This is a genomic window from Pseudomonas sp. MWU12-3103b (genome assembly GCF_023100615.1).
Lineage (GTDB): Bacteria > Pseudomonadota > Gammaproteobacteria > Pseudomonadales > Pseudomonadaceae > Aquipseudomonas > Aquipseudomonas putida_A.
In genome coordinates, this window is the sequence record NZ_JALMEY010000004.1 from 102,054 (window position 1) to 127,764 (window position 25,711).

24 protein-coding genes are annotated in these 25,711 nt (G+C 60.9%); 14 read left to right on the top strand and 10 right to left on the bottom strand.

Features of this window, described 5'->3' with window-relative positions:
- Positions 1-141 precede the first annotated feature (141 nt).
- The 6 genes from dibA to M0808_RS08520 all read left to right on the top strand — a co-directional run bounded on the left by dibA (position 142) and on the right by M0808_RS08520 (position 6,642).
- Positions 142-2,061: a phosphodiesterase DibA gene (dibA, locus tag M0808_RS08495; RefSeq protein WP_247840708.1), complete on the top strand. Its 1,920-nt coding sequence runs from the start codon at positions 142-144 to the stop codon at positions 2,059-2,061.
- A 308-nt stretch (positions 2,062-2,369) separates the two neighbouring features.
- Positions 2,370-2,552: a sulfur starvation response protein OscA gene (gene oscA, locus M0808_RS08500; protein ID WP_003220508.1), complete on the top strand. Its 183-nt coding sequence runs from the start codon at positions 2,370-2,372 to the stop codon at positions 2,550-2,552.
- A 137-nt stretch (positions 2,553-2,689) separates the two neighbouring features.
- Positions 2,690-3,703 (top strand): sulfate ABC transporter substrate-binding protein, encoded by a 1,014-nt coding sequence (locus tag M0808_RS08505; protein ID WP_027611146.1) that lies wholly within the window; start codon positions 2,690-2,692, stop codon positions 3,701-3,703.
- Positions 3,704-3,945: 242 nt separating this feature from the next.
- Complete coding sequence (cysT, locus tag M0808_RS08510) at positions 3,946-4,764, top strand: sulfate ABC transporter permease subunit CysT (protein WP_027611147.1); 819 nt, start codon at positions 3,946-3,948, stop codon at positions 4,762-4,764.
- A gap of 12 nt (positions 4,765-4,776) precedes the next feature.
- Positions 4,777-5,649 carry a sulfate ABC transporter permease subunit CysW gene (cysW, locus tag M0808_RS08515; RefSeq protein ID WP_003220512.1) on the top strand — a complete coding sequence of 291 codons (873 nt, stop codon included), beginning with the start codon at positions 4,777-4,779 and terminating at the stop codon, positions 5,647-5,649.
- Between the two features lie 3 nt (positions 5,650-5,652).
- Positions 5,653-6,642 carry a sulfate ABC transporter ATP-binding protein gene (locus tag M0808_RS08520; RefSeq protein WP_025113397.1) on the top strand — a complete coding sequence of 330 codons (990 nt, stop codon included), beginning with the start codon at positions 5,653-5,655 and terminating at the stop codon, positions 6,640-6,642.
- Positions 6,643-6,723: 81 nt separating this feature from the next.
- Here M0808_RS08520 and M0808_RS08525 read toward each other — a convergent pair whose 3' ends face one another.
- Positions 6,724-7,248 (bottom strand): Mpo1-like protein, encoded by a 525-nt coding sequence (locus tag M0808_RS08525; RefSeq protein WP_247840710.1) that lies wholly within the window; start codon positions 7,246-7,248, stop codon positions 6,724-6,726.
- An 82-nt stretch (positions 7,249-7,330) separates the two neighbouring features.
- On the opposite strand from M0808_RS08525, the gene M0808_RS08530 reads away from it, so the two are divergent.
- A complete protein-coding gene (locus tag M0808_RS08530) occupies positions 7,331-8,008 on the top strand; it encodes a Crp/Fnr family transcriptional regulator (RefSeq protein ID WP_247840712.1) in 678 nt (225 codons plus the stop codon).
- A gap of 122 nt (positions 8,009-8,130) precedes the next feature.
- Here the strand turns inward: M0808_RS08530 and uraH are convergent, their stop codons facing one another.
- Positions 8,131-8,541, bottom strand: a complete 411-nt coding sequence (uraH, locus tag M0808_RS08535; RefSeq protein ID WP_247840714.1) for a hydroxyisourate hydrolase — start codon at positions 8,539-8,541, stop codon at positions 8,131-8,133.
- Between the two features lie 11 nt (positions 8,542-8,552).
- Positions 8,553-9,038, bottom strand: a complete 486-nt coding sequence (locus M0808_RS08540) for a heme-binding protein (RefSeq protein ID WP_098966609.1) — start codon at positions 9,036-9,038, stop codon at positions 8,553-8,555.
- 136 nt (positions 9,039-9,174) lie between these two features.
- On the opposite strand from M0808_RS08540, the gene M0808_RS08545 reads away from it, so the two are divergent.
- The 4 genes from M0808_RS08545 (at position 9,175) to M0808_RS08560 (ending at position 12,811) form a co-directional block, all read left to right on the top strand.
- Positions 9,175-9,855 carry a heavy metal response regulator transcription factor gene (locus M0808_RS08545; RefSeq protein ID WP_027611153.1) on the top strand — a complete coding sequence of 227 codons (681 nt, stop codon included), beginning with the start codon at positions 9,175-9,177 and terminating at the stop codon, positions 9,853-9,855.
- Complete coding sequence (locus tag M0808_RS08550) at positions 9,845-11,233, top strand: heavy metal sensor histidine kinase (RefSeq protein WP_247840716.1); 1,389 nt, start codon at positions 9,845-9,847, stop codon at positions 11,231-11,233. The genes M0808_RS08545 and M0808_RS08550 overlap by 11 nt, the downstream gene beginning before the upstream one ends.
- Before the next feature lie 113 nt (positions 11,234-11,346).
- Positions 11,347-11,595: a helix-turn-helix transcriptional regulator gene (locus tag M0808_RS08555; RefSeq protein WP_103368632.1), complete on the top strand. Its 249-nt coding sequence runs from the start codon at positions 11,347-11,349 to the stop codon at positions 11,593-11,595.
- Positions 11,588-12,811 (top strand): type II toxin-antitoxin system HipA family toxin, encoded by a 1,224-nt coding sequence (locus tag M0808_RS08560; protein ID WP_247840718.1) that lies wholly within the window; start codon positions 11,588-11,590, stop codon positions 12,809-12,811. The genes M0808_RS08555 and M0808_RS08560 overlap by 8 nt, the downstream gene beginning before the upstream one ends.
- A 3-nt stretch (positions 12,812-12,814) precedes the next feature.
- Here the strand turns inward: M0808_RS08560 and M0808_RS08565 are convergent, their stop codons facing one another.
- A complete protein-coding gene (locus M0808_RS08565) occupies positions 12,815-13,819 on the bottom strand; it encodes an AraC family transcriptional regulator (protein WP_047601016.1) in 1,005 nt (334 codons plus the stop codon).
- Positions 13,820-13,919: 100 nt separating this feature from the next.
- Between M0808_RS08565 and M0808_RS08570 the strand changes: the two genes are divergently transcribed.
- Positions 13,920-14,993, top strand: a complete 1,074-nt coding sequence (locus M0808_RS08570; RefSeq protein ID WP_247840720.1) for a fatty acid desaturase — start codon at positions 13,920-13,922, stop codon at positions 14,991-14,993.
- Between the two features lie 103 nt (positions 14,994-15,096).
- On the opposite strand, the gene M0808_RS08575 is transcribed toward M0808_RS08570, so the two are convergent.
- Genes M0808_RS08575 through M0808_RS08585 form a run of 3 tightly spaced genes read right to left on the bottom strand, consistent with a single transcriptional unit; the run spans position 15,097 to position 19,131 of the window.
- Positions 15,097-16,707: an arylsulfatase gene (locus M0808_RS08575; protein ID WP_247840721.1), complete on the bottom strand. Its 1,611-nt coding sequence runs from the start codon at positions 16,705-16,707 to the stop codon at positions 15,097-15,099.
- A gap of 13 nt (positions 16,708-16,720) precedes the next feature.
- Entirely contained in the window at positions 16,721-17,536 is an 816-nt protein-coding gene (locus M0808_RS08580; protein WP_134785163.1) for an ABC transporter ATP-binding protein, read from the bottom strand.
- Positions 17,533-19,131 carry an ABC transporter permease gene (locus tag M0808_RS08585; protein WP_247840723.1) on the bottom strand — a complete coding sequence of 533 codons (1,599 nt, stop codon included), beginning with the start codon at positions 19,129-19,131 and terminating at the stop codon, positions 17,533-17,535. Before M0808_RS08585 ends, M0808_RS08580 begins: the two co-directional genes overlap by 4 nt.
- Positions 19,132-19,539: 408 nt before the next feature.
- Between M0808_RS08585 and M0808_RS08590 the strand changes: the two genes are divergently transcribed.
- Complete coding sequence (locus M0808_RS08590; protein WP_247840725.1) at positions 19,540-20,553, top strand: ABC transporter substrate-binding protein; 1,014 nt, start codon at positions 19,540-19,542, stop codon at positions 20,551-20,553.
- Positions 20,554-20,675: 122 nt separating this feature from the next.
- Here the strand turns inward: M0808_RS08590 and M0808_RS08595 are convergent, their stop codons facing one another.
- A complete protein-coding gene (locus tag M0808_RS08595; RefSeq protein WP_045122247.1) occupies positions 20,676-21,596 on the bottom strand; it encodes a LysR family transcriptional regulator in 921 nt (306 codons plus the stop codon).
- A 181-nt stretch (positions 21,597-21,777) separates the two neighbouring features.
- Here M0808_RS08595 and M0808_RS08600 point away from each other — a divergent pair, with 181 nt between their 5' ends.
- On the top strand, positions 21,778-22,698 hold the full coding sequence (locus tag M0808_RS08600) for a TauD/TfdA family dioxygenase (RefSeq protein ID WP_247840727.1): 921 nt from the start codon (positions 21,778-21,780) through the stop codon (positions 22,696-22,698).
- A gap of 107 nt (positions 22,699-22,805) precedes the next feature.
- Here the strand turns inward: M0808_RS08600 and M0808_RS08605 are convergent, their stop codons facing one another.
- A complete protein-coding gene (locus M0808_RS08605; protein ID WP_247840729.1) occupies positions 22,806-24,422 on the bottom strand; it encodes an alkaline phosphatase family protein in 1,617 nt (538 codons plus the stop codon).
- A 190-nt stretch (positions 24,423-24,612) separates the two neighbouring features.
- On the bottom strand, positions 24,613-25,557 hold the full coding sequence (locus tag M0808_RS08610) for a LysR family transcriptional regulator (RefSeq protein WP_247840731.1): 945 nt from the start codon (positions 25,555-25,557) through the stop codon (positions 24,613-24,615).
- Positions 25,558-25,711 lie beyond the last annotated feature (154 nt).

The following is a 25,711-nucleotide window of genomic DNA, read 5'->3' on the forward strand; positions in this document are numbered from 1 at the left end:
TAGGGCCCTCGATAAAGATAAAAACAGCCGTTGCATTATCACCAAGCACACAGATAAAACCAGTCGCCCTTTCAGATAAGAGTCGCTGGATGTTTCTTGACCTATAATTCCAACCTTTTTTGTAGGGACATGGACAGCCGAATGCCTGCCACTTACCGCGATGCCTTGCGTGCAGCGCTGCTTTACCTGTTGCTTGCTGTGGTCTGGCTGCAGGGAACTGGTTACTTATTGAACAGGTTCTTTGATGAGTCTGTCGATCTGCAGCGATGGCAACTGATCAACGGTTACGTCTGGGCTGCCGTCAGCGCTGGCCTGATTTTCCTGGCACGGGCCAGATTGTGCGAATTTCTCGGCATTGGTGCGCGGCTACGCGAGCGTCAGTCTGACCGTGAACGCTTGCGTCAGGCGGCAGCCGTGTTCGATTGCACCCGCGAAGGGGTGCTGGTCACCAACCGTCAGGGCCTGATCGTGCACGTCAACCGTGCGTTCATGGAAATCACCGGCTACCAGTACGACGAAGTTCTCGGCCATCAGCCAAGCCTGTTCAAGTCCGGCCACCATCCGCCGGGCTTTTACCAGGCGATGTTCGCCACGCTGGAGAGCGAGGGCGAATGGAGCGGTGAGATCTGGAACCGGCGCAAGAGCGGCGAGATTTATCCACAGTGGCAGACCATCCGCGTGATTCACGATGATCAGGGCCGGCTCAGTCACTACGTGGCGGTATTTTCCGACATCAGTGCGATCAAGGACTCCGAACACGAACTCAAGCACCTTGCCCACCACGACCCGCTGACCGACCTGCCCAATCGCCTGTTGTTCAGCGACCGCGCCGAGCAAGCGCTGGCCTCGGCGCAGATCCACAAGCGTGGCTGCGCCCTGCTGATGATCGATCTGGATCACTTCAAGATGATCAACGACAGCCTCGGGCACAACGTCGGCGATCGCCTGCTCAAAGCGGTGGCGGCGCGCCTGCAGGACCTGTTCGGCCCCGGGATTACCCTGGCACGGCTCGGCGGTGACGAATTCGCGGTGCTGGCGGAAAGTTGTCCACAACTGGTTCAGGCGGCGGCGCTGGCTCAGCGCATTCTCGATGCGCTGAAGGAGCCGTTCAGCATCGAGCGGCATCAGCTGTTCATCAACGCCAGTATCGGTATCAGCCTGTTCCCCAGTGATGCATTGAGTGCCGATCAATTGCTGCGCAATGCCGACGCCGCGCTGTTCAAGGCCAAGAGCAGCGGCCGAAACGGCTACGCGCTGTACACCGAAGAGTTGACCGCCCATGCGCAGCAACGGGTCGAGATTGCCTTCGAACTGCGTCGCGCGCTGGAGCAGCAGGAGCTGCGCGTCTATTACCAACCGGTTCACGATTTGCGCAGCAGTCGCCTGATCGGCGTCGAAGCGCTGGTGCGCTGGGAGCATCCGCAGCGCGGTCTGGTGTCACCGGCGGAATTCATCCCGATCGCCGAGCGCACCGGGCTGATCGCCGAAATCGACGCCTGGGTGATGCGCCAAGCGTGTTCGCAGATGTGTCAATGGCAGCAGGCCGGGATTGTGTTGTCGTTTGTCGCGGTGAATGTGTCGTCGCGCCTGTTTGCCCGGCGTGAGCTGTATCAGCAGGTGGCGCAGGTGCTGCACGAGACCGGGCTGGATCCGGCGTATCTGGAGCTGGAAGTCACCGAAAGCGCGGTGATGGATGACCCGGAAGTGGCGCTGGAGCAGATGCATCGCTTGCGTGAATTGGGCATTCGCCTGGCCATCGATGACTTTGGCACCGGGTACTCGTCGTTGTTGCGGCTCAAGCGCTTGCCGGTGCAGAAGCTCAAGATCGATCAGGGTTTTGTCGCCGGTCTGCCGTGGGACGAGGATGACGCAGCCATCGTTCGGGTGATCGTCGCCCTGGCCCGCAGCATGGGCATGCAGGTGCATGCCGAAGGCATCGAGCAGGCCGAGCAGGCGGCGTTTCTGCTGGAGCAGGAATGTGATCTGGGGCAGGGGTACTGGTTTGGGCGGCCGGTGCCGACGGGGGAGATTGATTGGACCAGAGCACCTGTTATCGGTTAGCAGTCCTGTTATGGCTGACACAAAACCTGTGGTGAGGGGATTTATCCCCGATGGGTCGCGCAGCGGCCCTAAAAAACAGGGACTGCTACGCAGTCCATCGGGGATGAATCCCCTCACCACAAGGTTTCATAAAGGCTTCAAACACGGTGAACACCGCGCAAACCCTTGCCCCGTCAGATAATGTTTTCTAGTTATATAAACATTCTTAAATAGTCTTTTTAAGAATATCTGCGCCTCTCTTATATTGCTCCCACGCCGAACGCAGTGCCGCCCACTGCCAGGCACATCCCATTCAAAGGAGCAGCACCATGAGCGCATCCCTTCGCAGCGTTGACGGTCAGGACGAAACCACCATCTTGCGTGAAATCCAGAGCGCCCTGCGCGATCTGCGGTTTGGCGCGGTGGAGATCACTGTGCACAACGCCCAGGTCGTGCAGATCGAACGCAAAGAGAAATTCCGTTTGCAGCAGCCGGGTAACAAGCCGAGCTGAAAAAGATCGCAGCCTGCGCCAGCTTTTGCAGGGGGCTGTGCGCAAGCGCTGGCGCAGGCGGCGATCTTTGAATGAGCAACCCGATTCCAGCAACACATAAGAAAAAGCCACCACCAAGAATTCCAGGAGCTTTCACCATGTCGTCGATTCGCCGTTACGCTTTGGCCGCGCTGGCCAGCGCTGTGTTTGCCGGTTCCGCAGTTGCCAAGGATTACGAACTGCTCAACGTGTCGTATGACCCGACGCGCGAGCTGTATCAGGACTACAACGCCGAATTCATCAAGTTCTGGCAGAAGGATCATGCCGGCGACACCGTGAAAATCCAGCAATCCCACGGCGGTTCGGGCAAGCAGGGCCGGGCGGTGATCGACGGTCTGCGTGCCGACGTCGTGACCCTGGCCCTGGCCGGCGACATCGACGAAATCGCCAAGCTCGGCAAGACCCTGCCGGCCGACTGGCAGAAGCGTCTGCCGGACGCTAGCACCCCGTACACCTCAACCATCGTGTTCCTGGTGCGCAAGGGCAACCCGAAAGGCATCAAGGACTGGGGCGACCTGGTCAAGAACGACGTTTCGGTGATCACCCCGAACCCGAAAACCTCCGGTGGTGCACGCTGGAACTTCCTCGCCGCGTGGGCCTATGGCCTGAAAGCCAACGGCGGCAGCGAAGAAAAAGCCAAAGAGTACGTACAGACCCTGTTCAAGCACGTTCCCGTGCTGGACACCGGCGCCCGTGGCTCGACCATCACCTTCGTCAACAATGGTCAGGGTGACGTGTTGCTGGCCTGGGAAAACGAAGCGTTCCTGGCACTGAAAGAAGATGGCGGCGCCGACAAGTTCGACATCGTCGTGCCGTCGCTGTCGATCCTTGCCGAGCCACCGGTGGCCGTGGTCGACAAGAACGCCGAGAAGAAGGGCAACGAGCAGATCGCCGAAGCCTATCTCAAACACCTGTACAGCCCGGCCGGTCAGGAGATCGCCGCGAAGAACTTCTACCGCCCGCGTGACAAGGACGTGGCGGCGAAGTACGCCCAGCAGTTCCCGAAACTGGAACTCGTGACGATCGACAAGGACTTCGGCGGCTGGAAATCCGCCCAGCCGAAATTCTTCAACGACGGTGGCGTGTTCGACCAGATCTATCAGGCGCAGTAATCTGCTCCACAATGAGCCTGAAGTTTAGGCACTTGAGATGTGGGAGTGAGCTTTTGTGGTGAGGGGATTCATCCCCGATGGGTTGCGCAGCAGCCCCAATGCCGACCTTTGCGGTGAATCAAATCTACCGCGAACTCTGGTTTTGCGACTGCTTCGCAGTCGGTCGGGGATAAATCCCCTCACCACAGGGCTTGCTCCCACATTGATGCGTTCAGCGGAATGCTTTTTAACCAAGGACTTTTATGTCGCGTCGTATCTCCCCCGTCATACCCGGCTTCGGGCTGACGCTGGGCTACACCTTGGTGTACCTCAGCCTGATTGTGCTTATCCCGCTGGCGGCGATGTTCGTCCACGCCGCCCAACTCACCTGGGATCAGTTCTGGACGATCATCACCGCGCCACGCGTGCTGGCAGCGTTGAAGCTGAGCTTCGGTACCGCGCTGTGTGCGGCGATCATCAACGGCATCATCGGTACGCTATTGGCCTGGGTGCTGGTGCGCTACACCTTCCCCGGGCGCAAAGTAATCGACGCGATGATAGACCTGCCGTTTGCCCTGCCGACGGCGGTGGCCGGTATCGCCCTGACCGCGCTGTACACCCCGACCGGTCTGGTCGGCCAGTTTGCCGCCGACCTCGGGTTCAAGATCGCCTACACCCCGTTGGGCATCACCCTCGCGCTGACTTTCGTCACCCTGCCGTTCGTGGTGCGGACGGTGCAGCCGGTACTGGCTGACATCCCGCGTGAAGTCGAAGAAGCCGCTGCCTGCCTTGGCGCGAAACCTTTGCAGGTGTTCCGCCATATCCTCTTGCCAGCGCTGTTGCCCGCCTGGTTGACCGGTTTTGCCCTGGCGTTCGCCCGCGGTGTCGGTGAGTACGGCTCGGTGATTTTCATCGCCGGCAACATGCCGATGAAAACCGAGATCCTGCCGCTGCTGATCATGGTCAAGCTCGATCAATACGATTACACCGGCGCCACTTCCATCGGCGTGCTGATGCTGGTGGTTTCCTTCGTCCTGTTGCTGCTGATCAACCTGTTGCAGCGGCGCATCGAAACCCCATAAGGAGGCGCGAACATGTCCCAATCGTCTATTGCGGCCGCGTCCTCGGCCAACGCTGCACGCCGTGGCAGTGCTACTTCACGGCGCGTGCTGATCGGTCTCGGCTGGCTGATCTTTTTCCTGTTTCTGGTACTGCCGCTGTTCATCGTGGTGTCGCAAGGTTTGAAGAATGGCCTCGGCGCATTCTTCACGGCGATCTTTGAACCGGACGCCTTGTCGGCGCTGAAACTCACGGTGATCGCCGTGCTGATTTCGGTGCCGCTGAACCTGGTGTTCGGGGTCAGTGCCGCGTGGTGCGTGAGCAAGTATTCGTTCCGTGGCAAGAGCATGCTGGTGACGCTGATCGACCTGCCGTTCTCGGTGTCGCCGGTGATCGCCGGTCTGGTCTACGTGCTGATGTTTGGCGCTCAGGGCCTGTTCGGGCCTTGGCTGCAGGATCATGACATCCAGATCGTCTTCGCCCTGCCGGGCATCGTGCTGGCGACGATCTTCGTCACCGTGCCGTTCGTGGCCCGCGAGCTGATTCCGCTGATGCAGGAACAAGGCACGCAGGAAGAGGAAGCCGCGCGCCTGCTCGGCGCTAATGGCTGGCAGATGTTCTGGCATGTCACCGTCCCCAACATCAAGTGGGGTCTGATCTATGGCGTGGTGCTGTGTACCGCGCGGGCCATGGGTGAGTTCGGTGCGGTGTCGGTGGTTTCCGGGCACATTCGCGGGGTGACCAACACCTTGCCGCTGCACGTCGAGATCCTCTACAACGAATACAACCACGTGGCCGCGTTCGCCGTGGCGAGCCTGTTGCTGATCCTGGCGCTCTTCATCCTGCTGCTCAAGCAGTGGAGCGAAAACCGTATCAACCGCCTGCGCGCCAGCGCCGCGGAGGAATAATTCATGTCGATCGAAGTGCGTAACGTCAGCAAGAATTTCAATGCGTTCAAGGCGCTGGACAACATCAGCCTGGACATTCACAGCGGTGAACTGGTGGCGCTGCTCGGCCCGTCCGGCTGCGGCAAGACCACGTTGCTACGGATCATCGCCGGCCTGGAAACCCCGGATCAGGGCAACATCGTGTTTCACGGCGAAGACGTCTCCGGCCACGACGTGCGTGATCGCAACGTCGGTTTCGTGTTCCAGCACTACGCCTTGTTCCGCCACATGACGGTGTTCGACAACGTCGCGTTCGGCCTGCGCATGAAACCGAAAAACCAGCGCCCGAGCGAAAGTCAGATCGCGACCAAGGTCCACGAACTGCTGAACATGGTGCAGCTGGACTGGCTGTCGGATCGCTACCCGGAGCAACTCTCCGGCGGTCAGCGTCAGCGTATCGCCCTGGCCCGTGCCTTGGCGGTGGAACCGAAAGTGCTGCTGCTCGACGAGCCGTTCGGCGCTCTCGACGCCAAGGTGCGTAAAGAGCTGCGCCGCTGGCTGGCGCGGCTGCACGAAGACATCAACCTGACCTCGGTGTTCGTGACCCACGACCAGGAAGAAGCGATGGAAGTCGCCGACCGCATCGTGGTGATGAACAAGGGCGTGATCGAGCAGATCGGCTCACCGGGCGACGTCTACGAAAACCCGGCCAGCGATTTCGTTTATCACTTCCTCGGCGACTCGAACCGCTTGCTGCTCAGCGATGACAACCATGTGCTGTTCCGTCCGCACGAAGTGTCGTTGTCCAAGCATGAACTGGAAGATCACCATGCCGCTGAAGTGCGTGATATTCGCCCGTTGGGTGCGACCACGCGAGTGACGTTAAAGGTGGAAGGGCAGACCGATCTGATCGAGGCGGAAGTGGTGAAGGACCACGACAGCCTGATTGGTCTGGCCAAGGGTGAAACCCTGTTCTTCAAGCCGAAGGTCTGGCAGAAAGTCGCCGGCCTCTAAAGTCAAAAGCTTCGCGAGCAAGCCCGCTCCCACCTTTGGAACGCATTCCATTGTGGGAGCGGGCTTGCTCGCGAAAGCGGCCTATACAGCCGCGCGATTCGGATTGACCCGCACCACCCCCGCCCGCGCCTCGATCTGCTCTTTCAACTCATGCCGCATGCCGAGCAGGAACGCCACTTCGGCCACCACAAACAGCGGCCCGACAATCAAGCCGCTCACGTCATCGACAAACGCCGGCTTGCGCCCCTCGTAGTGGTGGCCGACAAACTGGATCACCCAGCCGATCACGAACATCGCCAGCCCGCTGCTGAGCCAGACCATGGTGCTCTGCTGCGCCAGCGCATGCCCGGCCCAGACCGACAGGCCCATCAGCAGTGTCATCAGAACACCCAGCTTCAGTTCCAGGCGCAGGTAAAACCATGCCGACGCCAGCGCCAGCAGCACCGCCGGCGATAGCCACAAGCCGCCCAGTGACCATTCTGGTCGCGACAGCAACACCGCCACCGCCACCACGATCAGCGGAATGCCGATAAAGTGGCTGGCGATGTTGCGCGGGTCGCGGTGGTAGGCGGCGTATTGACTGAGATGGTCGACGAGGCTTTTCATTGTTGTTCCTCCTGTAGGGTGCGTGCAGCATGCCTCGGGTTCGGCGTTCGCTCTGTCAGGCAGGCGACAATTGGGAGTGATCATGGATAAGCGTTCACGGCTGCTGACCGGGCAATGGTTCAGTCATCTGCCAGCGTCCTTTCAGGATAGTCTGCTGGCGGCGGCCCGGGAGCGGCGGCTGGCGGCGGGGCAACGCTTGTTCCAGCGCGGTGATCCGCCCTGCGGCCTGTACGCGGTGCTCGACGGCGCGATCCGAATCGGCGCGGTGAGCGAGCAGGGCAAGGAGGCGTTGCTGAGCCTGGTGGAGGCGCCGCACTGGTTCGGCGAAATCTGCCTGTTCGACGGCCAGCCACGCACTCATGATGCGTATGCGGTCGGGTCGTGCACCCTGCTGAATATCCCGCAGGCCACGCTGCTGAAAATCCTCGACGAACAGCCGGTGTACTGGCGCCATCTGGCATTGCTGATGAGCCACAAACTGCGCCTGACCTTCATCAATCTCGAACAGTTGAGCCTGCTGCCGGCTCCGGCACGCCTGGCCCATCGCTTGCTGATGATCGCCGAGGGCTACGGTGAAATTGATGCGCCGCGACGGGTGCTGCAATTGCCCCAGGAGCAGCTGGCGTCGATGCTGTCGCTGTCACGGCAGACCACCAACCAGATCCTCAAGGATCTGCAAGGGCAGGGGATTATCGGGTTGGGGTATGGCGAGATCGAGATTCTCGATGCCGAGCGATTGCGCGCTCTCGCCACACTCTAAAGAACACTGCCATCCCTGTGGGAGCGGGCTTGCTCGCGAAGGCGTCGTGTCAGCCAGCACATCATGCACTGACACATCGCTTTCGCGAGCAAGCCCGCTCCCACATATGATCGCTGTTGTTTTTACGAGCCGCGATAGGTCGAGAAGCCGTAAGGGCTGAGCAGCAACGGGATGTGGTAGTGCTGGTCAGTCTGCTTCACTTGGAAAATCACCGGAATCTCCGGGAAGAACGTCTCGCGCTTGTTCTTCTCGAAATACTCGCCGGTCTTGAACACCACCCGGTATTCGCCCGCCTCGAAAGGCTGTTTGGCCGGGAACAATTCGGCGATGCGCCCCTGTTCGTTGGTGGTGCCTTGGGCAAGTGGCTGCCAGCCCTGACCGACGTGTTTTTCCAGGGTCACGTTGACGCCCGGCGAGGGCAGGCCGTTTTCCAGGTTGAGCACGTGCACGCTCAGTGGATTGCCGGCGGCCAGCGCCAGGCTGGAGAAGGCACTCAGGCCGAGTGCGGCGAAGGTCATGCGCAGGGTGGTCATGGTCAGTCTCCTTATTGGGAACGGGTCAGGGTCAGGCCGGCCTTTTCGGCGGCCTTGATGGCACAGCTTTCGTCTTGCTCGCCGCCGCCAGAGCCGGCCACGCCCATGGCGCCGACCAGTTCATCAGCGGCGAATAACGGGATCCCGCCGCCGAGCAACAGCAGCTCATCGAGGGTGTTGAGGTTGGCGGTTTCCGGATTGCTGCGGGCGCGCTCGGCGAACAGCCGGGTCGGGGTTTTCGTCGACAGCGCGGTGTAGGCCTTGCGCTGGCTGGCAGCGGTGTTGTGCGGGCCGATGCCGTCGCCGCGCAGGGTTACCAGCAAGTTGCCGCCACGGTCGAGCACCGATACCGTGGCGGTGCAATTGCTCAGCGCCGTGTCGGCCAGCAGGCGTGCGGTTTTCAGATCGAGGTCAGCGTGGCGCGGCAGTTCAGGGGCGGCGAAAACACTGACGCTGAGGCCGAGGGCAAGGCTGGCTGCAAGGTATTTGACGGTCATGGACAGGCTCCAAAAACGAAGGACGTCACCTTAGCCGCCGCTCTTCGTCAGAACCCCGTCAGTCGGATTACAAGTTTGTAATGGGCAATCGGGCCGAAGGCGCCTAGCCTGTGTGCCTGATCAATCGAGGTGTGCCATGCGTTTGCTGGTCGTAGAAGATGAAGCCAAAACCGCGAATTTCCTGGCCAAGGGCTTGGGCGAGTCGGGTTTTGCCGTGGACGTGGCGCTCAATGGCCTCGATGGACGCTATTTCATCGAGCAGCAGGAATATGACCTGATCATCCTCGACGTGATGCTGCCGGGCCTCAATGGCTGGCAGCTGCTGCAACTGATCCGCCAGCGCGGCGCCACCCCGGTGTTGTTCCTGACCGCCAAGGACGCCATCGAAGACCGCGTGCGCGGCCTCGAACTGGGCGCCGATGATTACCTGCTCAAACCCTTCGCCTTCGCCGAATTGCTCGCGCGGGTGCGCACGTTGCTGCGGCGCGGGCCGCTGCGCGAGGCCGAGTCCTACAGCATCGCCGACCTGGAAATCGACGTGCTACGGCGTCGGGTCAGTCGCGGCGGTCAGCGCATTGCCCTGACCAACAAGGAATTTGCCTTGCTGCAATTGCTCGCCAGCCGTCAGGGCGAAGTGCTGTCGCGCACGCTGATCGCCTCGCAGGTGTGGAACCTGAATTTCGACAGCGACACCAACATGGTCGAAGTCGCAGTGCGCCGCTTGCGGGCCAAGGTCGATGATCCGTACATGCCGAAACTGATCCACACCGTGCGCGGGGTCGGCTATCAGCTGGAGGCGCCCGACGATGCGGTCTAGGTCGATCGCCTGGCGTCTGGCGCTGGCGTTCGCCGTGGTTTGCGCGTTGGTGTTGAGTGCGATCGGTGTGTTTCTCTACCGCTCGCTCGACTCGGAAATCGCCTACCGCGACGACCTCGCGTTGCTCGGCCGTCTGGAGCAGGTGCGCGCCTTGCTCGCCGACAGTGACAGCCTCGGCGCCTTGCAGGCGCGGCCACGGCTGTACCAGAACATGCTCGGTAACCTCGACAGCCTGCTGCTGGTGCGGCGCGCCGATGGCTCGAACGTGATTGCGATCAACCCGCGCCAGCGCGAGCTGCCGCCATTGAACGCAATCGCACGCGAGCAAACGCCGCAGCGTCGCGATGTGCTGACCTGGCAAGCGCCGGACGGCGCCGAGCTGGCGCTGCTGTCCGGTGACGCCCAAGGGCCGAACGGCGAACCGCTCACCGTGATCGCCGGCAAGGTGCTTACTGAGCGTGAACAGATGCTCGCCAGTTATCGCTTGCGCCTGTACCTGGCCGTCGGGCTTGGCGCGTTGCTGGCGTTCGCGCTGGGCCTGGTTTTGCTGCGCCGTGGTCTGCAACCGTTGCGCCAGTTAAGCGCGGCGGTGCGCGGCATTGATCTGCGCAGCCTAGACCAGCGTCTGCCCGCCAGTGGCACCCCCGCCGAACTGCTCGAACCGGTGCAGGCGCTCAACGGCATGCTCGCGCGGCTGGACGACAGCGTGCAGCGGCTGTCGCAGTTTTCCGCCGATCTGGCCCACGAGATCCGCACCCCGTTGCACACCTTGCTCGCCAGCAACGGCCAGGCGCTGAACCACCCGCGCAGCACGGCGGAGTATCAGGAGCTGCTGGCTTCGAACATGGAAGAGTTCGAACGCCTCAAGCGCATGGCCGAGAACCTGATGTTCCTTGCTCGCGCCGAACAGGCAGAGCGCGCGCTCGACTTGCAAACGCTGGATCTGCACAGCGTCGGCAGCGAGCTGTGCGATTACTTCGAAGCCCTGGCCGATGATCGCCAGTTGCACCTGGAAAACCAGTTGCACGGCGAACTGTTGGCCGACCAGCAACTGCTGCAGCGCGCCCTCGGTAATCTGCTGGCCAACGCGGTGCGTCACGCCGATGAAGGCACGCTGATCAGCCTGCGCCGCCGCGATGAGCCGGGCGTGTGCTGGTTACAGGTACACAACCACGGCCCGGTCATCGCGCCAGAACATCTGGGCAAACTGTTCGACCGCTTCTATCGCGTCGACCCTTCACGGGCGCAGCCTGGGGATTCCGGTGGGCTGGGGCTGGCGATCGTGCAGTCGATCATGCTGTTGCATGGCGGGCAGGTCAGGGTGAGCAGTGATGCGAGTGGCACAGTGTTTGAGTTGGGTTTTGTCCTGAGCCAATGATGCGCCGTGCAAGTATTCTGAAACTCAGCTAGAGTTTGGTGACTGGTGCATTACATGTGATGCATTTTATTTATTTATCTATAAATGCATCGTTAACAGTGCAGGTTTGCGCAATGGAACAGATCGGCGAAGTGATCAGAAGCTTGCGCAAGGCGCGCAAACTCTCCCAGCAGGCACTGGCTCAACAATATGGCATGAGTCGCGCCACCATCTCGGGGATCGAAAACAACACGGTCTCCGAAATCGGCCTGCGCAAGGTTGAGGCGATACTCAATGGCTTCGGTTACGAGCTGGTTGCCGTTCCCCGCAAGTCCAATCGCCCAACCCTCGACGCTCTGCAAAAAGTGAATTTCCATGACTGAAACGCCGGACAGGTTGCAAATCCGGGTTGGTGAACAGGTGGTCGGGACGCTGGGGCGCGGGCAAGTTCGCGACGACAGCGTGTTCAGTTACCGCGAAGACGCCAGCGCTGACAATGCGGTATCGCTGACGATGCCCACTCGCCTGGACAGCTATGGCTGGGAACATGGCATTCACCCCGTCTTCGAGATGAACTTGCCCGAAGGCGCGCTGCGTGAGGAGTTGATGCGGCGCTTCAGTAAAGCCGTGCGTGGCTTCGATGATTTTGCTTTGTTGGCTATCGTCGGCCCCCATCAGCTCGGCCGTCTGGCAATTGCCAGCGCACCGGCGACTGATCAGCCTCCGGCAACATCCCTCAGCGATCTGCTGGTGCACGATGGTGCTCAGGGACTGTTCGAAGACCTGTTACAGACCTATGGTCAGTATTCCGGAGTGTCAGGCGTGCAGCCCAAAGTGCTGGTGCGTGACAGCGCCGCCGCGATTGATCGCCTGACTCATCGGGGCGCGACTCATCTGGTCAAGGCCTTTCGCGCCGAAGAGTATCCGCAGCTGGCAACCAATGAATATTTCTGTATGCGGGCGGCACAGCACTGCTGCCTCGAAGTGCCAACATTCGAGCTCAGCGAGCGCGGCAAATTTCTGGTGGTCGAGCGTTTTGACCTGAGCGATTCGGGGTACCTCGGTTTTGAAGATTTCTGTGTACTGAACGGGTGGCCGTCGAAAGCCAAATACGACGGTTCCTATGAAGGTGCCGCGCGGCAGATCAAGGCATTCGTTTCGCCGCAGTTACTGGGCTCTGCTCTGGAAGCGTTTTTCAAGATTGTCGCGTTGTCTGCAGGGCTGAAAAACGGTGATGCGCATCTGAAGAACTTCGGCGTGCTTTACGAAGATTGTGCAGAGCAGTCATCCGTCAGGCTCGCGCCGGCATACGACATCATCACAACGTCGGTTTATATCAAGAGCGACAGCATGGCGCTGCTGCTGGGCGGTTCAAAAGCCTGGCCCAAGTACAAGATGCTGGTGCGGTTCGGTCGTACGGCATGCAACCTGACCGAGGCACGCTGCAACGAATTACTGCAACAAGTGGCTCATGGCATGCAGATGGCGATCGAGGAAATGGCCAGACACAGCCGCAAGTACCCCGATTTTGCCGAAGTAGGCGAGGCGATGATCGAACAGTGGACTTCCGGCCTGCAACGCAGCTTGATCAAGGGCTGATGGTCAGCGCAACTGATCGCGAAACTGCCCCGGCGTCATTCCCGTCCAGCGCTTGAACGCGCGGCTGAAGCTGCTGGTGTCGGCAAACCCCAGCAGGTAGCTGACTTCACTCAACGAACACTGTGGATCGCGCAGGTGCAGCAGCGCCAGATTCTCGCGGCTCTCGTTGAGCAGCGTGTCGAAGCGACAGCCTTCATCCGCCAAGTGCCGTTGCAGGCTGCGCAGGCTCAGGTGCAAGGCTTGAGCAATGCGTTCGGCGCTGGGTTCTCCTTCGGGAAGTTGCTCCTCGATGGCATCGCGCACCTTGCGCTCCCAGGTCAGCGGTTTGAGCTGGGCCAGGGTACGCTTGAGCACCGCTTCGTTGTGTTCGGCCAATTCCGGGTTGGCGTCGTCGAGGTGGCTGTCGAAGTCGGCGAGGGCGAACTCCAGGCGATCTTCGGCGCAGGAGAAATGCACCGGGGCGCGGAACACCTTGTGCCACTGATGCGCATCGGACGGTTCCGGGCGGCGCAGGTACACCGCCAGCGGCGCGTAATCGCGCCCAAGGCGATTGCGGCAGGTGCGCACGTAGATCGCGGCAAACGCGTCGATGGCTTCGAAGGCCGGCGCCGGATTGCCTGACGGAATTTTCAGACGAAACAGATAGCGGTCATCGCTGCGGCTCAGCTCCAGTTCCAATGCATCGCTGACCACCGGGTGATAACGCACGATGCGCTCGAATACCTCACGCAGGCTGCCGCTGGCCACCAGCGCGTAACCCAGCGCATGGAACGTGGTCGGGCTGACGAACCGCGACACTCGCAGGCCGATCGCCGGATCGCCGCTGAACTGTACTGCCAGTTGCCACAGGCGCGTGGTGCCGGACAACGGATAACGCGCGTTCGGGTCGTCCATCAACTGCGGATCGAGTCCGGCCTGTTGGCACAGGCCGAGACTGTCCAGCCCCAGCGCATCGAGTTGCTTGCGCAAGGCACGGGTCCAGCTGGCGAGAGAGGTCGGTTCCTTCATGCTGATTGGCGCTTCCGGTCAACAGGTTGGCGTTCACGGCTACCATCAATACAGCTTTCGCAAGGCAGGATGCGAACATCAATAACCAGAGGATGGAAGCATGGACCGTACTTCTGCAAGTCCCCAGCGACACAATGCTGCCCAGCGATCAGCGCATATTCGCGAAGTGGTGCTGGCCAAGGGTGTCGAACTGCGTGAGCGCTACCCGATTCTGCAGCATCAGGATGCCCTCGGCGCCGGCATTCTGGCCTTCGCCCTGGCCGGGATGATCGGCTCGGCGGCGCTGTACATCACGGGTCACATGGCATGGTGGGTGTGCCTGCTGCTGAACGCATTTTTCGCCTCCCTGACCCATGAGCTGGAACACGACCTGATCCACAGCATGTATTTCCGCAAGCAGCGCGTGCCGCACAACCTGATGATGGGTCTGGTGTGGCTGGCGCGGCCGAGCACGATCAATCCGTGGATCCGCCGCCACCTGCACCTCAATCACCACAAGGTCTCCGGCACCGAAACCGACATGGAAGAACGCGCGATCACCAACGGCGAACCATGGGGTTTTGCGCGCTTGCTGATGGTCGGCGATAACGTGATGTCGGCGTTCATCCGCATGCTAAGGGCCAAGACCTGGGCGCACAAAATCAACATCATCAAGCGCACGCTGAAAGTCTATGCGCCACTGGCGCTGGTGCATTGGGGCGCGTGGTACGTGTTCCTCAGCTTCCATGCGGCGAATGGCATCGCCTACCTCATGGGGTCGCCGATTGAATGGTCGGCGACCACGCTGTCGGTGATGCAGGTGATCGACATCGCGGCAGTGGTGATCATCGGCCCGAACGTGCTGCGCACCTTTTGCCTGCACTTCATCAGCTCGAACATGCATTACTACGGCGATATCGAGGCGGGCAACGTGCTGCAGCAATGCCAGGTGTTGAACCCTTGGTGGTTGTGGCCGTTGCAGGCGTTCTGCTTCAACTTCGGCAGCAGCCACGGGATTCATCATTTTGTGGTGAAGGAGCCGTTTTACATCCGGCAGCTGACCGTGCCGGTGGCACATAAGGTGATGCGCGAGATGGGCGTGCGCTTCAATGATTTCGGCACGTTTGGGCGGGCGAACCGGTTTGTTCGTCGGGATGAAGTGGTAGCGGAGGAGGCGCGTACGGCTCAGGCTTGATGGTGAATTTGCGGGCCTCTTCGCGAGCAAGCCCGCTCCCACAGGGGAACGCATTCCAACTGTGGGAGCGGGCTTGCTCGCGAAGGCACCGGATCAGGCAACCTCAATCCGGCTGAAACGGCGAAGCACTGAGAATCACCCCAGTCTCCTCCACATATTTCTGCCAATGCCCGATCAAGCTGTTGAGCTTGTCCGGCTGACTCGACGCCAGATCATGAATCTCCCCCGGATCGCTGCTCAGATCATAAAGCTGCCAGGTCGCCGGCCCCACCGGCCCGGGGATCCACACGGCTTTCCACGACCCTTGGCGAATTGCCCGCCGGCCAAACAACTCCCAACCAGTCACGGTGTGCTCGTCATGCACCTGCGCCGTCTCGCCAGACAAAAAGCCCAGCCACGATTTACCGCGCAGCGGCGCCACCGGTTTGCCGTGCCATTGCTTGCCCGGATGGCGCACGCCGGCCAGATCGAGAATGGTCGGGGTGATGTCCATCACCGTGCCAAAGCCGTGGCTGATCTGCCCTTTGATCGGCAGTTGCGGATAGTGCAGCAGCGCCGGTACGCGAATCCCGCCTTCGGTGGTGAACGCCTTGAACAGCCGTGACGGTGCGGTCGCCACCTGCGCCCAGCTCGGCCCGTACCACACGTAGGAATTGGCGCGGCCGATGTTGTCGAGGCTGTTGTCGTAATGCTGATTGAGGTAGGTCAGCAGTTCCGGGCCGAACTTGGGAAACGCCTCCAGCAGTGCGCCCTCGGCACCGTTGTCGGACATGAACAGGATGAAGGTGTTATCGAGTTGGCCCTGCTGGCGCAGGTAATCGACCACCCGGCCGATGTTCCAGTCCATGCGCTCGACCATGGCCGCGTAGACCTCCATGGCCCGCGCGGAAATCTGCCGTTGCTCATCACTCAGCGCGTCCCATTGCGCATTCAGTTGAATCAGCGGATGCGGCTCGACATCCGGCTCGATCAGGCCCAGCGCTTTGAGTTTTTCCAGGCGCTCCAGACGCAAGACTTCGGGACCGGCGTCGTAGCGACCACCGTATTTTTCGACGATGTCGGCCGGTGCCTGCAACGGCCAGTGCGGTGCGGAGAAGGGCAGGTAAGCGAAGAATGGCCGGCTCTGGTCGCGCTCCTTGAGGTACTGCAGCAGCTTGTCGCCGAAGGCATCCGACGAGTAGAAATCCTTGGGCAATGCGTCGACAAAGGTGCCGTCTTCGATGTACAGCGCCGGCGTCGATTTCAGCAGGCCAGGGGTGTGTTCATCGTAGGTCGGCTCGAAACCATAGTGGTTGGCCGCACCCGGCAGCAACGAAAACGAACGCTCGAAACCGCGGGCCTGCGGCGCCAGTTCAGCAGTCAGGCCGAGGTGCCATTTGCCGCTCATCAAGGTTTGATAACCGGCCTCGCGCAGCAGCTCGGGCAGGGCCACAACGCGGTCGTTGAGATAGCCTTCGTAACCCGGTTTGCCGATCAGCTCCGGGGTCAGCGCTTCGGCCATGGTGCCGATGCCGGCGATGTGGTGGTCGGTGCCGGTCAGCAGCATCGAACGCGTTGGCGAGCAGGTCGGAGCGGTGTGGAAATCAGTCAGGCGCAGGCCATTGTTGGCCAGAGCGTCGAGGTTCGGCGTGGCGATTTCGCCACCGAAGGCGCCGATGTCGGAAAAGCCGAGATCGTCGGCCAGAATCACCAGAAAGTTGGGGCGTTGCGGCATCGAAAAGCTCCTCTCAGCAGGCAATGAACGACAGCGGCAGATCGCGGATCTGGACCGGCAGGCTCGGTTGGTAATGGTCGTCACTGGTCAGTTCGTGCAGCAGCTCTTCGCGCAACTGATGGAAGTCGAAACTGCTGCGCTGACGCGGGTGCGGCAAGGCGATGTCGACGACTTGCTTGATCCGTCCCGGACGCGGCTCCATCACCACCACGCGATCGGCGAGAAAGATCGCTTCTTCGACGTCGTGGGTGACGAGGATCGTGGTGATTTTCGCCCGGTCGCGGATCGCCAGCAGCTCGTCCTGCATTTGCTGACGGGTCAACGCATCGAGCGCGCCGAACGGTTCGTCGAGCAACAGGATCCGTGGGCTGGCGACCAGTCCGCGAGCAATCGCCACGCGCTGGGCCATGCCGCCGGAGAGCTGGTGCGGATAGGCGCGGGTGAAATCGCGCAGGCCGACCAGATCGATGAAATCGTTGATGCGCTGCTGCTTTTCAGCGGCGCTCAATGGTTCGTTGACCAGGCCGAGGCCGATGTTGTCGGCCACCGTCAGCCACGGGAACAAACGGTGCTCCTGAAACACGATGCCACGCTCGCCGCCGATGCCGCTGACCGCTTTGCCATCGACGCTGATCTGCCCACGAAACTGCGTATCCAGACCCACCAGCAAACGCAGCAAGGTGGATTTGCCGCAACCGCTGGAGCCGACGATGGCGACAAATTCGCCCTCGGCGATGTCGAGGTTGAATTCGCGAATCGCCTCGAGTTCGAAACCGTCGACATCGAAGGATTTGCCTACGTGGGTGAAGCTGACAATCGGTGCGTTCATGCGTGTCTCCAGCGAGTAGCGCGAATTTCCAGGCGTTGGCCGATGAGGTTGAGCAGGGCGCCGCTGAGGCCGACCAAAAGCATCGCGGCCATGATCAGGTCCATGCGCAGCAGTTGTTGGGCGCCGATCATCTGGCTGCCGATGCCGCCGTTGGACGGCATGAAATACTCGGCGCCGATGGTGCCGAGCCAGGCGTAGATCAGACTCAGGCGCAGCCCGGCGAAAATCCCCGGCGCCGCACCCGGCAGCACCAGACGACGCAGGCGCTGGCCGAGGCTCAGGCGCAGCACCTGCGCGGCTTCGTTGAGTTGTGGCGAGAGGTTGGCGACGCTGCGCTGGGTGGCGATGAACAGCGGGAAAAACGCGGCGAGGGCGACGAACACCCACTTCGCCAATTCACCCAATCCGAACCACGCGGTGAGCAGCGGCACCCAGGCGAAAATCGCGATCTGGCGAATGGCGGCGAGAGTCGGCCCGAGCAGCCGTTCGCTGGTACGTGAAAGCCCCAGCAGCAAGCCGAGGGTGAAACCAAGTCCACCGCCCAGTAGCAAACCGCCCAGGGTGCGACCGAGGCTCAACGCCATGCCGCTGATCAGCGTGCCGTCGAGCAGACCGTTTTGTGTTGTTTCCAGCACCGCCAGCGGGCTGACCAGAATGTTCGCATCGACCCACTGCTGATCGCTCGCCACTTGCCACAAGCCGATCAGGCTCAGGGGCAACAGCCACGGTTGCAGCCTCTGCCAGCCTTGATAGTGGGGGCCACGACGGATTTCTGCGGTCGCCGGGTGCGGCCAGTGCACCAGTTTGCGGTCGAGAAAACCGATGCCGCGATCCATCCCTACACCGAGCACACCGATGACCACGATGCACACGAACACGATGTCGAGCATGAACAGCTGCCGTGCCCAGACCATCAGGTAGCCGATGCCTTCGCTGGACGCCAACAGCTCCACCGCCAGCAATGAAGTCCAGCCAGCGGCCAGGGCCAGACGCACGCCGGCCATGAACGCCGGCAGTGCAGCGGGCAGCACAAGGCGCCGGATCAGCAAATACGACGGCAGGCGCAGTACGGCGGCGGCTTCGCGCAGTTTCGGTTGCGCATCACGAACGCCGACCAGGGTGTGCAGGGTCACCGGCACCACGATGGCCTTGATCAGCACCACCAGTTTCAGCACTTCGCCGATGCCGAAAAACACCATGAACAGCGGAATCCACGCCAGCGTCGGCACCTGTGCCAGACCGGCGAACGTCGGGAAGATCAGGCGTTCGAGACGCCGGCTGAAGCCCAGCGCGGCGCCCAACAGCGCACCGGCAGAGATCCCTGCCAGCAAGCCCCAAAGCAGGCGTTGCAGGCTGATCCACAAATGACTCCACAACTCGCCTTGGGACAGTTCGATGGCGCTGTTCCACACCAGCGATGGCGCCGGCAGGATCTGCTCGCTCATCCATTGATTGCGTGCGGCCAGCCACCACAGAGCGAACAGGCTGATCGGCAGCAGCCATGGCAACAGACGTTGGTTGAGGCTCGGCCACGCGCGCCGGCTTTTCAGAGGTGGCGCGGGCAGCGGCAGGCTGAGCAGGGAATCACGGGCCATGGGTGACCTCCGTTGTCGGGTTGCATGGCGAACCGCTGTGCCTGTGTGGGAGTGGGCTTGCTCACGAAGACGGAGTGTCAGGCACCGATGATGGTGAATGACACGGCGTCTTCGCGAGCAAGCCCGCTCCCACAATTGGCTAGCGGTGTATGCAAAATCGATCTATAAAAATTCAAATCAATTCTATTGAGAGATAAGCCAGACCATTTAAGGCTTGCAGCGCGACGCGCATCCAATGCATTCGAAGAATATTTTCGATGCTGTTAATGCATACGCCGCTGCAGCCCGCGTGATTTCACGCTTAGCGCTAAAGGCTATAAAAATGTGCATTTATAGTATTTAAGCGAAGGTCACGCTTCGGCCTACTTTCGGCTCCTCAACGCCTGTCGTGATCAAGGAGCCGTACCCATGAACTTTCCCTTCAAACGAGTCTTCAGTCTGTTTGCCATTCCGGCACTGGCGGGCCTGTTGGCGATTACCGCGCAGGCCGACGAGCTCAAGGAAATCAGGATCGCTGTGCCCGACCTGAGCGCCGGCACCCAGCACAGCGGCGGCGGTGTGGTGGATGTGCTGCGTGATCAGCAGATCTTCGAAAAAGCCTTCGCCGATCAGGGCATCAAGATTCAGTGGAGCTTTTTCAAGGGCGCCGGGCCGGTGATCAACGAGGCGTTTGCCAACGGTCAGGTCGATCTGGCGTATCTGGGCGACCTGGCGGCGATCATCGGCAAGTCCAATGGCCTCGACACGCGTTTGCTCAGCGCCAGTGCGCGCGGGGTGAAACAGTATCTGGGCGTGGTGCCGGGGTCGGGGATCAAGACCCTGCAGGATCTGAAAGGCAAGCGCGTGGCGATCTTCCGTGGCACCGCCACGCAGTTGTCGTTTGATGCGGCGCTGGCCAGTCAAGGCTTGAGCGAGAAGGATCTGAAGGTGATCAATCTCGACTTCAGCGGGGCCACCGCCGCGCTGGCGGCCAAGCAGATTGATGCGTCGTGGGGCAGCTCAGGTCTGGCCGCTTTGCAGAGCAAGGGTCTGGCCGAATTGCCGCTCAACACCAAGGACCTGGGGGGCGCCGGTAGCGTGCAATCGGTGCTGGTGGGGGCCGGCAAGTTTGTCGACGGGCATCCGGAGGTCGTGGCGAAACTGCTCAAGGCGCAGCAGCAGGCGGTGGATTGGCTGACTCAGGACAGCAACAAGGCTGCCTACGTGCAACTGGTGTCGGGGCTGGCAAGTTATCCACCGGTGATCCTGACCCAGGACCTTCAGGATCAGAAACTCAGTGAAGTGTTCCCGTCGACGCTGGACCCGGTGTTCCTCGGCAAGTTGCAGGACTCGGTAGACCTGGCGGCGCAGCAGAAGCTGATTCGCAAGCCGTTCAAGGTCAGTGATTGGGTGGCGCCTGAACTGGCGGCGGCCAAGCTCTGAATCTCCAGTGTCTGGACGGGCCTCTTCGCGAGCAAGCCCGCTCCCACAGTGGATCGGCGTGAATACAAAATCTGTGTTCACCACAATCCACTGTGGGAGCGGGCTTGCTCGCGAAGCCGTCCTCAAACCGCGACGCTGACTTCCTGCTTATCCACCGCCACCAATGTCTCGATCATCGCTCTGGCTGCCGGCGACAAGCGAAATCCTGTGCGACTGACAATCCCGCAGCGCGCGTTCATGCTCTCCAGATTCTGCGGCAGGTTGCGCCAGTGCAGCAGCGCCAGTGAACCCTGAGCAATGTCCTCGTAAAACGCCTCTTCCGTACCGATGCCGATGGCATTCGATTGCAGCACCACTTTCACCAGCGCCGGGAAATGCTCGGTCTCGATGGTCGGGGAAAAATCGATCCGGCCGCTGAGGTTCGCCAGCAGTTTGCGAATCCCCGGCGGGATCAGCGTGGTCGCCAGCGGGTAGTCGAACATGTCGTTGGTCGACAGGCTCTCCTTGGCCAGCAGCGGGTGCCCGGGACGGCAGAAAAACACCCCGCGCTTGGGCGTCAGGGCCTGGGTCTGGAAGTTCGGGTCGGCTTCGAAGTGGCGGATGTCGGCGATGAAGAATTCGATCTCTTCACGGCTCAGCGCACGGCTGAGTTTTTCCCAGTTATCCACCTGAAAACAGGTGCGCACTTTCGGGTGCGCGTTGATGAATTGCGCCACCGCATCCGGCACCAGTTTCACCGCCGGGGCCGGGCCGCAGCCGAAGTGCAGTTCCCCGGCATCAAGCTTGGTCATCTGCGTCACTTCCGCGCTGAGCAGCGCCGCGCCTTGCACCAGGGTCAGGGCGTGTTGCAGCACCACCTGGCCTTCGGGTGTCGGGCGCAGATCCTTGTTGCCGCGATCCACCAGCACGCAGCCGAACTCTTGCTCCAGCCCTTGAATGCTGCGGCTGAACGCCGGTTGAGTGATGCCCATCGCGTCTGCCGCACGGACAAAACTGCGGTGTTCGTTGAGGGCGATGAAGTAGCGCAACTGGCGAAGATCCATATGCTTTTCCGGCATCCTAAAAATAGCTCGAAGGCATTTGCGACGAGGGTTGCTTGAGGTTTTAAATGCAAGCTCTTATTCCGTCAACGAAGCATGTGAATATCTATTAGATGTAAATGGAATATAGATAGAGCGATGTTTCGCTGCCGCCTAACCGCAAGCAGTCGATGAGGGTCTACCCATGAGCAATGCCGCACTCGCTGTAAAACCTGCTGTCCACGCGCTGGAAATCCATCCGGTGGCCGGCCGTATCGGCGCCGAGATTCGTGGCGTGCACTTGTCCGGTGAACTGGACGCCGCCACGGTCGAAGCCATTCAGCAAGCGCTGATCCAGTACAAGGTGGTGTTCTTCCGCGAGCAGACTCAGCTCGACGATCAGCGCCAGGAAGCCTTCGCCCATCTGCTCGGCGAGCCCGTGGCGCATCCGACCGTACCGGTGCGTGAGGGCACGCGTTATCTGCTGGAGCTGGACGGGGCCGAAGGCCAGCGCGCCAACTCCTGGCACACCGACGTGACCTTCGTCGACGCCTACCCGGAAGCCTCGATCCTGCGCTCGGTGGTGGCGCCGGCCTTCGGTGGCGACACGCTGTGGGCCAACACCGCGACCGCCTACAACGAACTGCCAAGCGAACTGCGCGAGCTGGCGGACAAACTGGTCGCCGTACACAGCAACGAATACGACTACGCCGGGGCCAAGCCAGACGTGTCGGCTGAGAAGCTTGAGCGCTATAGAAAGGTCTTCACCTCGACCGTCTACGAGACCGAGCATCCGGTGGTGCGTGTGCATCCGATCAGCGGCGAGAAAAGCTTGCTGCTGGGGCACTTCGTCAAACGCATCAAGGGGTATTCGCAAGCCGATTCGGCGCACCTGTTCGGCCTGTTGCAGAGCCATGTGATTCGTCAGGAAAACACCGTGCGCTGGCGCTGGAAGGCCGGTGACGTGGCGATCTGGGATAACCGTTCGACTCAGCATTATGCGATTGATGATTACGGCACTCAGGATCGTATCGTGCGGCGGGTGACGCTCAAGGGTGAAGTGCCGGTTGGGGCTTCGGGGCAGCGTAGTCAAACCATCAAAGGTGCCGAGCTCGTCGGCGTCTGATCGGGCCTCTTCGCGAGCAAGCCCGCTCCCACAGGGGAAATGTGTTGAACACAGTGGATGTGAACGACACAGAACCCTGTGGGAGTGGGCTTGCTCGCGAAGCTCTTTCACCAAACTCCAATCTGCACGACTTTCTCGGTCTCAGGCTCGCCATAGCGAAACCGCTGCCCACGCAAATCGATCTCCTGATGACTGATCGTGGTCCGCCGCTTCAAGCCGCGCACCCATTCGAACAGATACCCCGCATGCTCCTCGCGCACCGCCGCGTAGGCCGGGTCATCACCCAGATCGCGCAACTCCTGCGGATCATTCAGCAGATCAAACAACTGCGGCCGGAAGCCGTCGTACGCCAGGTATTTCCAGCGCTCGCTGCGCACCATGGTCATGCGGCAGCGGTCGATCGGCTGGCCAAGTCGCTCGCGCGCCGGGGCTTGGAAGGCGTAGTCGTATTCGCTGATCGCGTAGCGGCGCCAGTCGGGATGTTCGCCGTGCAGCAGCGGGATCAGCGAGCGCCCTTCCAGGCGATGCTCGGCCCCCGGCAAGCCCAGGGCCTGGAGAAACGTCGGCAACGCATCAATGGTTTCCGCCAGCCTTTCATCCACCGTACCCCGGGTGATATCCGCCGCCGCGCGCGGGTCGCGCACGATCAATGGCACGCCCACCGCTTGCTCCAGCAGAAACTCCTTCTCACCCAGCCAGTGGTCGCCGAGAAAGTCGCCGTGATCGCTGGTGAACACGATCAAGGTGTCATCCCAACGACCGTTGCTCTGCAGAAAATCGAATAGCTGCCCGAGTTGGTCATCCACCTGCTTGATCAGACCCATGTAGGTGGGGATTACATTCAATCGTACTGAATCACGGGAGAAGTTGAGGCTTTCCTCATGCTGGCGAAACGCCGTGTATACGGGGTGTTTGCTGGCTTCGGAGGGCGTCGCGCGGACCGGTTCGAGAATCGATTTCGTACTGTACAAGGCATGGTATGGCGCCGGTGCGATGTAGGGCCAGTGCGGTTTGATGTAGGAGAGGTGTAAACACCAGGATTTCTCACCTTGCTCGGTGATGAAGTCGATGGCTCGATTTGTAGTGTAGACAGTCTCTGAGAACTGCTCGGGAATTCGCGCTGGCAAATGCGCATGGCGCATGTGCCAGCCGCTGAGGATTTCGCCGTTCTCGCCTTCGGCGGCGTTGGCCCAGTCGTGCCAGGGATTGCGCCCGTCGAAACCCTGCTTGCGCAGGTAATGGGTGTAGGGCGCGGATTCGCGTTTGTCGTCGAACAGCGGGTCGTCGGGGAAGATTCCGTCGTGGCGGAAGTACGGCTCGAAACCGACCTCGTTGAGCACTTCGGCCTGCGCGCTGTCCGGGTTGATCGCCAGACGCTGCAAGGCGTCGACATTGGCCGTGGCGTGGGTCTTGCCGACCAGCGCGGTGCGGATGCCGTGGAGGCGCAGGTAATCACCGATCGTCAGTTCTTCCAGCGGCAACGGCACGGCGTTCCACGCGACCTGATGGCTGCTGACGTAGCGCCCGGTGTAGGCCGACATCCGCGACGGGCCGCAGATCGTGCCCTGGGTGTAGGCACGGCTGAAGCGCACACCAGCGGCGGCCAGGCGATCGATGTTCGGCGTGTGCAGATGCGGATGACCGTAACAGGACAGGTAATCGCGGCGCAGCTGATCGCACATGATGTACAGCACGTTGCGCACAGGGTTTTGCGGATTGGACATGAGATTCACTGGTCAGAAAGACAGGCGAGGGTTGTCGCTTTCGGCAGGGGTGTTCGGCAAGTGCATTTGGGGAATGGGTTTTATGCAGTGGATGCATCGGTGTGAGTGGCGACGCCTTCGCGAGCAAGCCCGCTCCCACAGGAGTACGCATTCCAAATGTGGGAGCGGGCTTGCTCGCGAAGAGGGTGGCTCAGACGGCAAAATTCTCCAGCGAACACACCTCATCATCCACCGCATCAATCGCCTTGATCTGCTCAATCATCGCCTCGGCCAGCGGCGACAACCGATACCCCGCCCGACTGACAATCCCGTAGCGGGTGTACAGCTCTTCCAGATCATCCGCCAGGCCGTCGATCCGCAAACACACCAGCTCACCCTTGGCCTGATGCAGCGCATCTGAATACGCCCCGACAATCCCGATCGCCTCCGAACGTAGTACCACGCTGAGCAGGCTGGAACTGTTTTCGCATTCGACATTGGGGGTGAAATCCGGGCGGCCGCTGAGGTCGACGATGACCTTGCGCAGGTTCGGCGGACGAATGCTCACCGCCAGTGGATAGCTCATCAATTGCTCGGCCGTGACCCGTTCAAGAGCGGCCAGCGGATGCCCGGCACGGCAACAGAAATGCCATTTGCGTGGCCGCAAGCGATACGTCAGGTAATCCGGATCGGCCTCGAAGTGTCGAGTGTCGGCGACGAAGAATTCGAATTCCTCACTGAGCAAGCGTTTGCTCAAGCTCTGCCAGTCATCGACCTGAAATTGCACCCGCGCTTTCGGGTAGCGCCCGATGAACGCGCCGATCGCGCGCGGGATCAATCCGGCTGCCGGTGCCGGGCCGCAACCGAAGCGCAGCTCGCCCGCCTCCAGACCATTGAACTGACTGATCTCGTTGGCCATCTGCTGCGCGCCGCTGACCAGTCGCCGTGCATGCTCGAGCAGCACTTGGCCCTGCTTGGTAGGCGGCAGATCCTTGCGCGCGCGATCGACCAACTGACAGCCGACGCTGTGCTCCAGCGCCTGAATGCTGCGGCTGAACGCCGACTGCGACAGGTTCACCGCCTGCGCGCCGGCGACGAAGCTGCGTTGTTCGGCGAGGGCGATGAAGTGTCGAAGTTGGCGCAAGTCGATATGCATTTTTCACATAAAAAATATCCGGGAAATGCATTGGATATGCATTAGGTCGACTCCTTATAAAGGCAATCTCTTATGCAGTAAATATTTGTAAACCCATAAATAAATAACTGAAAAGAATATGCAGCGCTGAAGATGTCTGTGTATTTTTTGACCA

Excerpts from the sequence above, each read along its gene's own strand:
- dibA (WP_247840708.1), top strand. The coding sequence starts at position 142 with ATGCCTGCCACTTACCGCGATGCCTTGCGTGCAGCGCTGCTTTACCTG.
- oscA (WP_003220508.1), top strand. The coding sequence starts at position 2,370 with ATGAGCGCATCCCTTCGCAGCGTTGACGGTCAGGACGAAACCACCATC.
- M0808_RS08505 (WP_027611146.1), top strand. The coding sequence starts at position 2,690 with ATGTCGTCGATTCGCCGTTACGCTTTGGCCGCGCTGGCCAGCGCTGTG.
- cysT (WP_027611147.1), top strand. The coding sequence starts at position 3,946 with ATGTCGCGTCGTATCTCCCCCGTCATACCCGGCTTCGGGCTGACGCTG.
- cysW (WP_003220512.1), top strand. The coding sequence starts at position 4,777 with ATGTCCCAATCGTCTATTGCGGCCGCGTCCTCGGCCAACGCTGCACGC.
- M0808_RS08520 (WP_025113397.1), top strand. The coding sequence starts at position 5,653 with ATGTCGATCGAAGTGCGTAACGTCAGCAAGAATTTCAATGCGTTCAAG.
- M0808_RS08525 (WP_247840710.1), bottom strand. The coding sequence starts at position 7,248 with ATGAAAAGCCTCGTCGACCATCTCAGTCAATACGCCGCCTACCACCGC.
- M0808_RS08530 (WP_247840712.1), top strand. The coding sequence starts at position 7,331 with ATGGATAAGCGTTCACGGCTGCTGACCGGGCAATGGTTCAGTCATCTG.
- uraH (WP_247840714.1), bottom strand. The coding sequence starts at position 8,541 with ATGACCACCCTGCGCATGACCTTCGCCGCACTCGGCCTGAGTGCCTTC.
- M0808_RS08540 (WP_098966609.1), bottom strand. The coding sequence starts at position 9,038 with ATGACCGTCAAATACCTTGCAGCCAGCCTTGCCCTCGGCCTCAGCGTC.
- M0808_RS08545 (WP_027611153.1), top strand. The coding sequence starts at position 9,175 with ATGCGTTTGCTGGTCGTAGAAGATGAAGCCAAAACCGCGAATTTCCTG.
- M0808_RS08550 (WP_247840716.1), top strand. The coding sequence starts at position 9,845 with ATGCGGTCTAGGTCGATCGCCTGGCGTCTGGCGCTGGCGTTCGCCGTG.
- M0808_RS08555 (WP_103368632.1), top strand. The coding sequence starts at position 11,347 with ATGGAACAGATCGGCGAAGTGATCAGAAGCTTGCGCAAGGCGCGCAAA.
- M0808_RS08560 (WP_247840718.1), top strand. The coding sequence starts at position 11,588 with ATGACTGAAACGCCGGACAGGTTGCAAATCCGGGTTGGTGAACAGGTG.
- M0808_RS08565 (WP_047601016.1), bottom strand. The coding sequence starts at position 13,819 with ATGAAGGAACCGACCTCTCTCGCCAGCTGGACCCGTGCCTTGCGCAAG.
- M0808_RS08570 (WP_247840720.1), top strand. The coding sequence starts at position 13,920 with ATGGACCGTACTTCTGCAAGTCCCCAGCGACACAATGCTGCCCAGCGA.
- M0808_RS08575 (WP_247840721.1), bottom strand. The coding sequence starts at position 16,707 with ATGCCGCAACGCCCCAACTTTCTGGTGATTCTGGCCGACGATCTCGGC.
- M0808_RS08580 (WP_134785163.1), bottom strand. The coding sequence starts at position 17,536 with ATGAACGCACCGATTGTCAGCTTCACCCACGTAGGCAAATCCTTCGAT.
- M0808_RS08585 (WP_247840723.1), bottom strand. The coding sequence starts at position 19,131 with ATGGCCCGTGATTCCCTGCTCAGCCTGCCGCTGCCCGCGCCACCTCTG.
- M0808_RS08590 (WP_247840725.1), top strand. The coding sequence starts at position 19,540 with ATGAACTTTCCCTTCAAACGAGTCTTCAGTCTGTTTGCCATTCCGGCA.
- M0808_RS08595 (WP_045122247.1), bottom strand. The coding sequence starts at position 21,596 with ATGGATCTTCGCCAGTTGCGCTACTTCATCGCCCTCAACGAACACCGC.
- M0808_RS08600 (WP_247840727.1), top strand. The coding sequence starts at position 21,778 with ATGAGCAATGCCGCACTCGCTGTAAAACCTGCTGTCCACGCGCTGGAA.
- M0808_RS08605 (WP_247840729.1), bottom strand. The coding sequence starts at position 24,422 with ATGTCCAATCCGCAAAACCCTGTGCGCAACGTGCTGTACATCATGTGC.
- M0808_RS08610 (WP_247840731.1), bottom strand. The coding sequence starts at position 25,557 with ATGCATATCGACTTGCGCCAACTTCGACACTTCATCGCCCTCGCCGAA.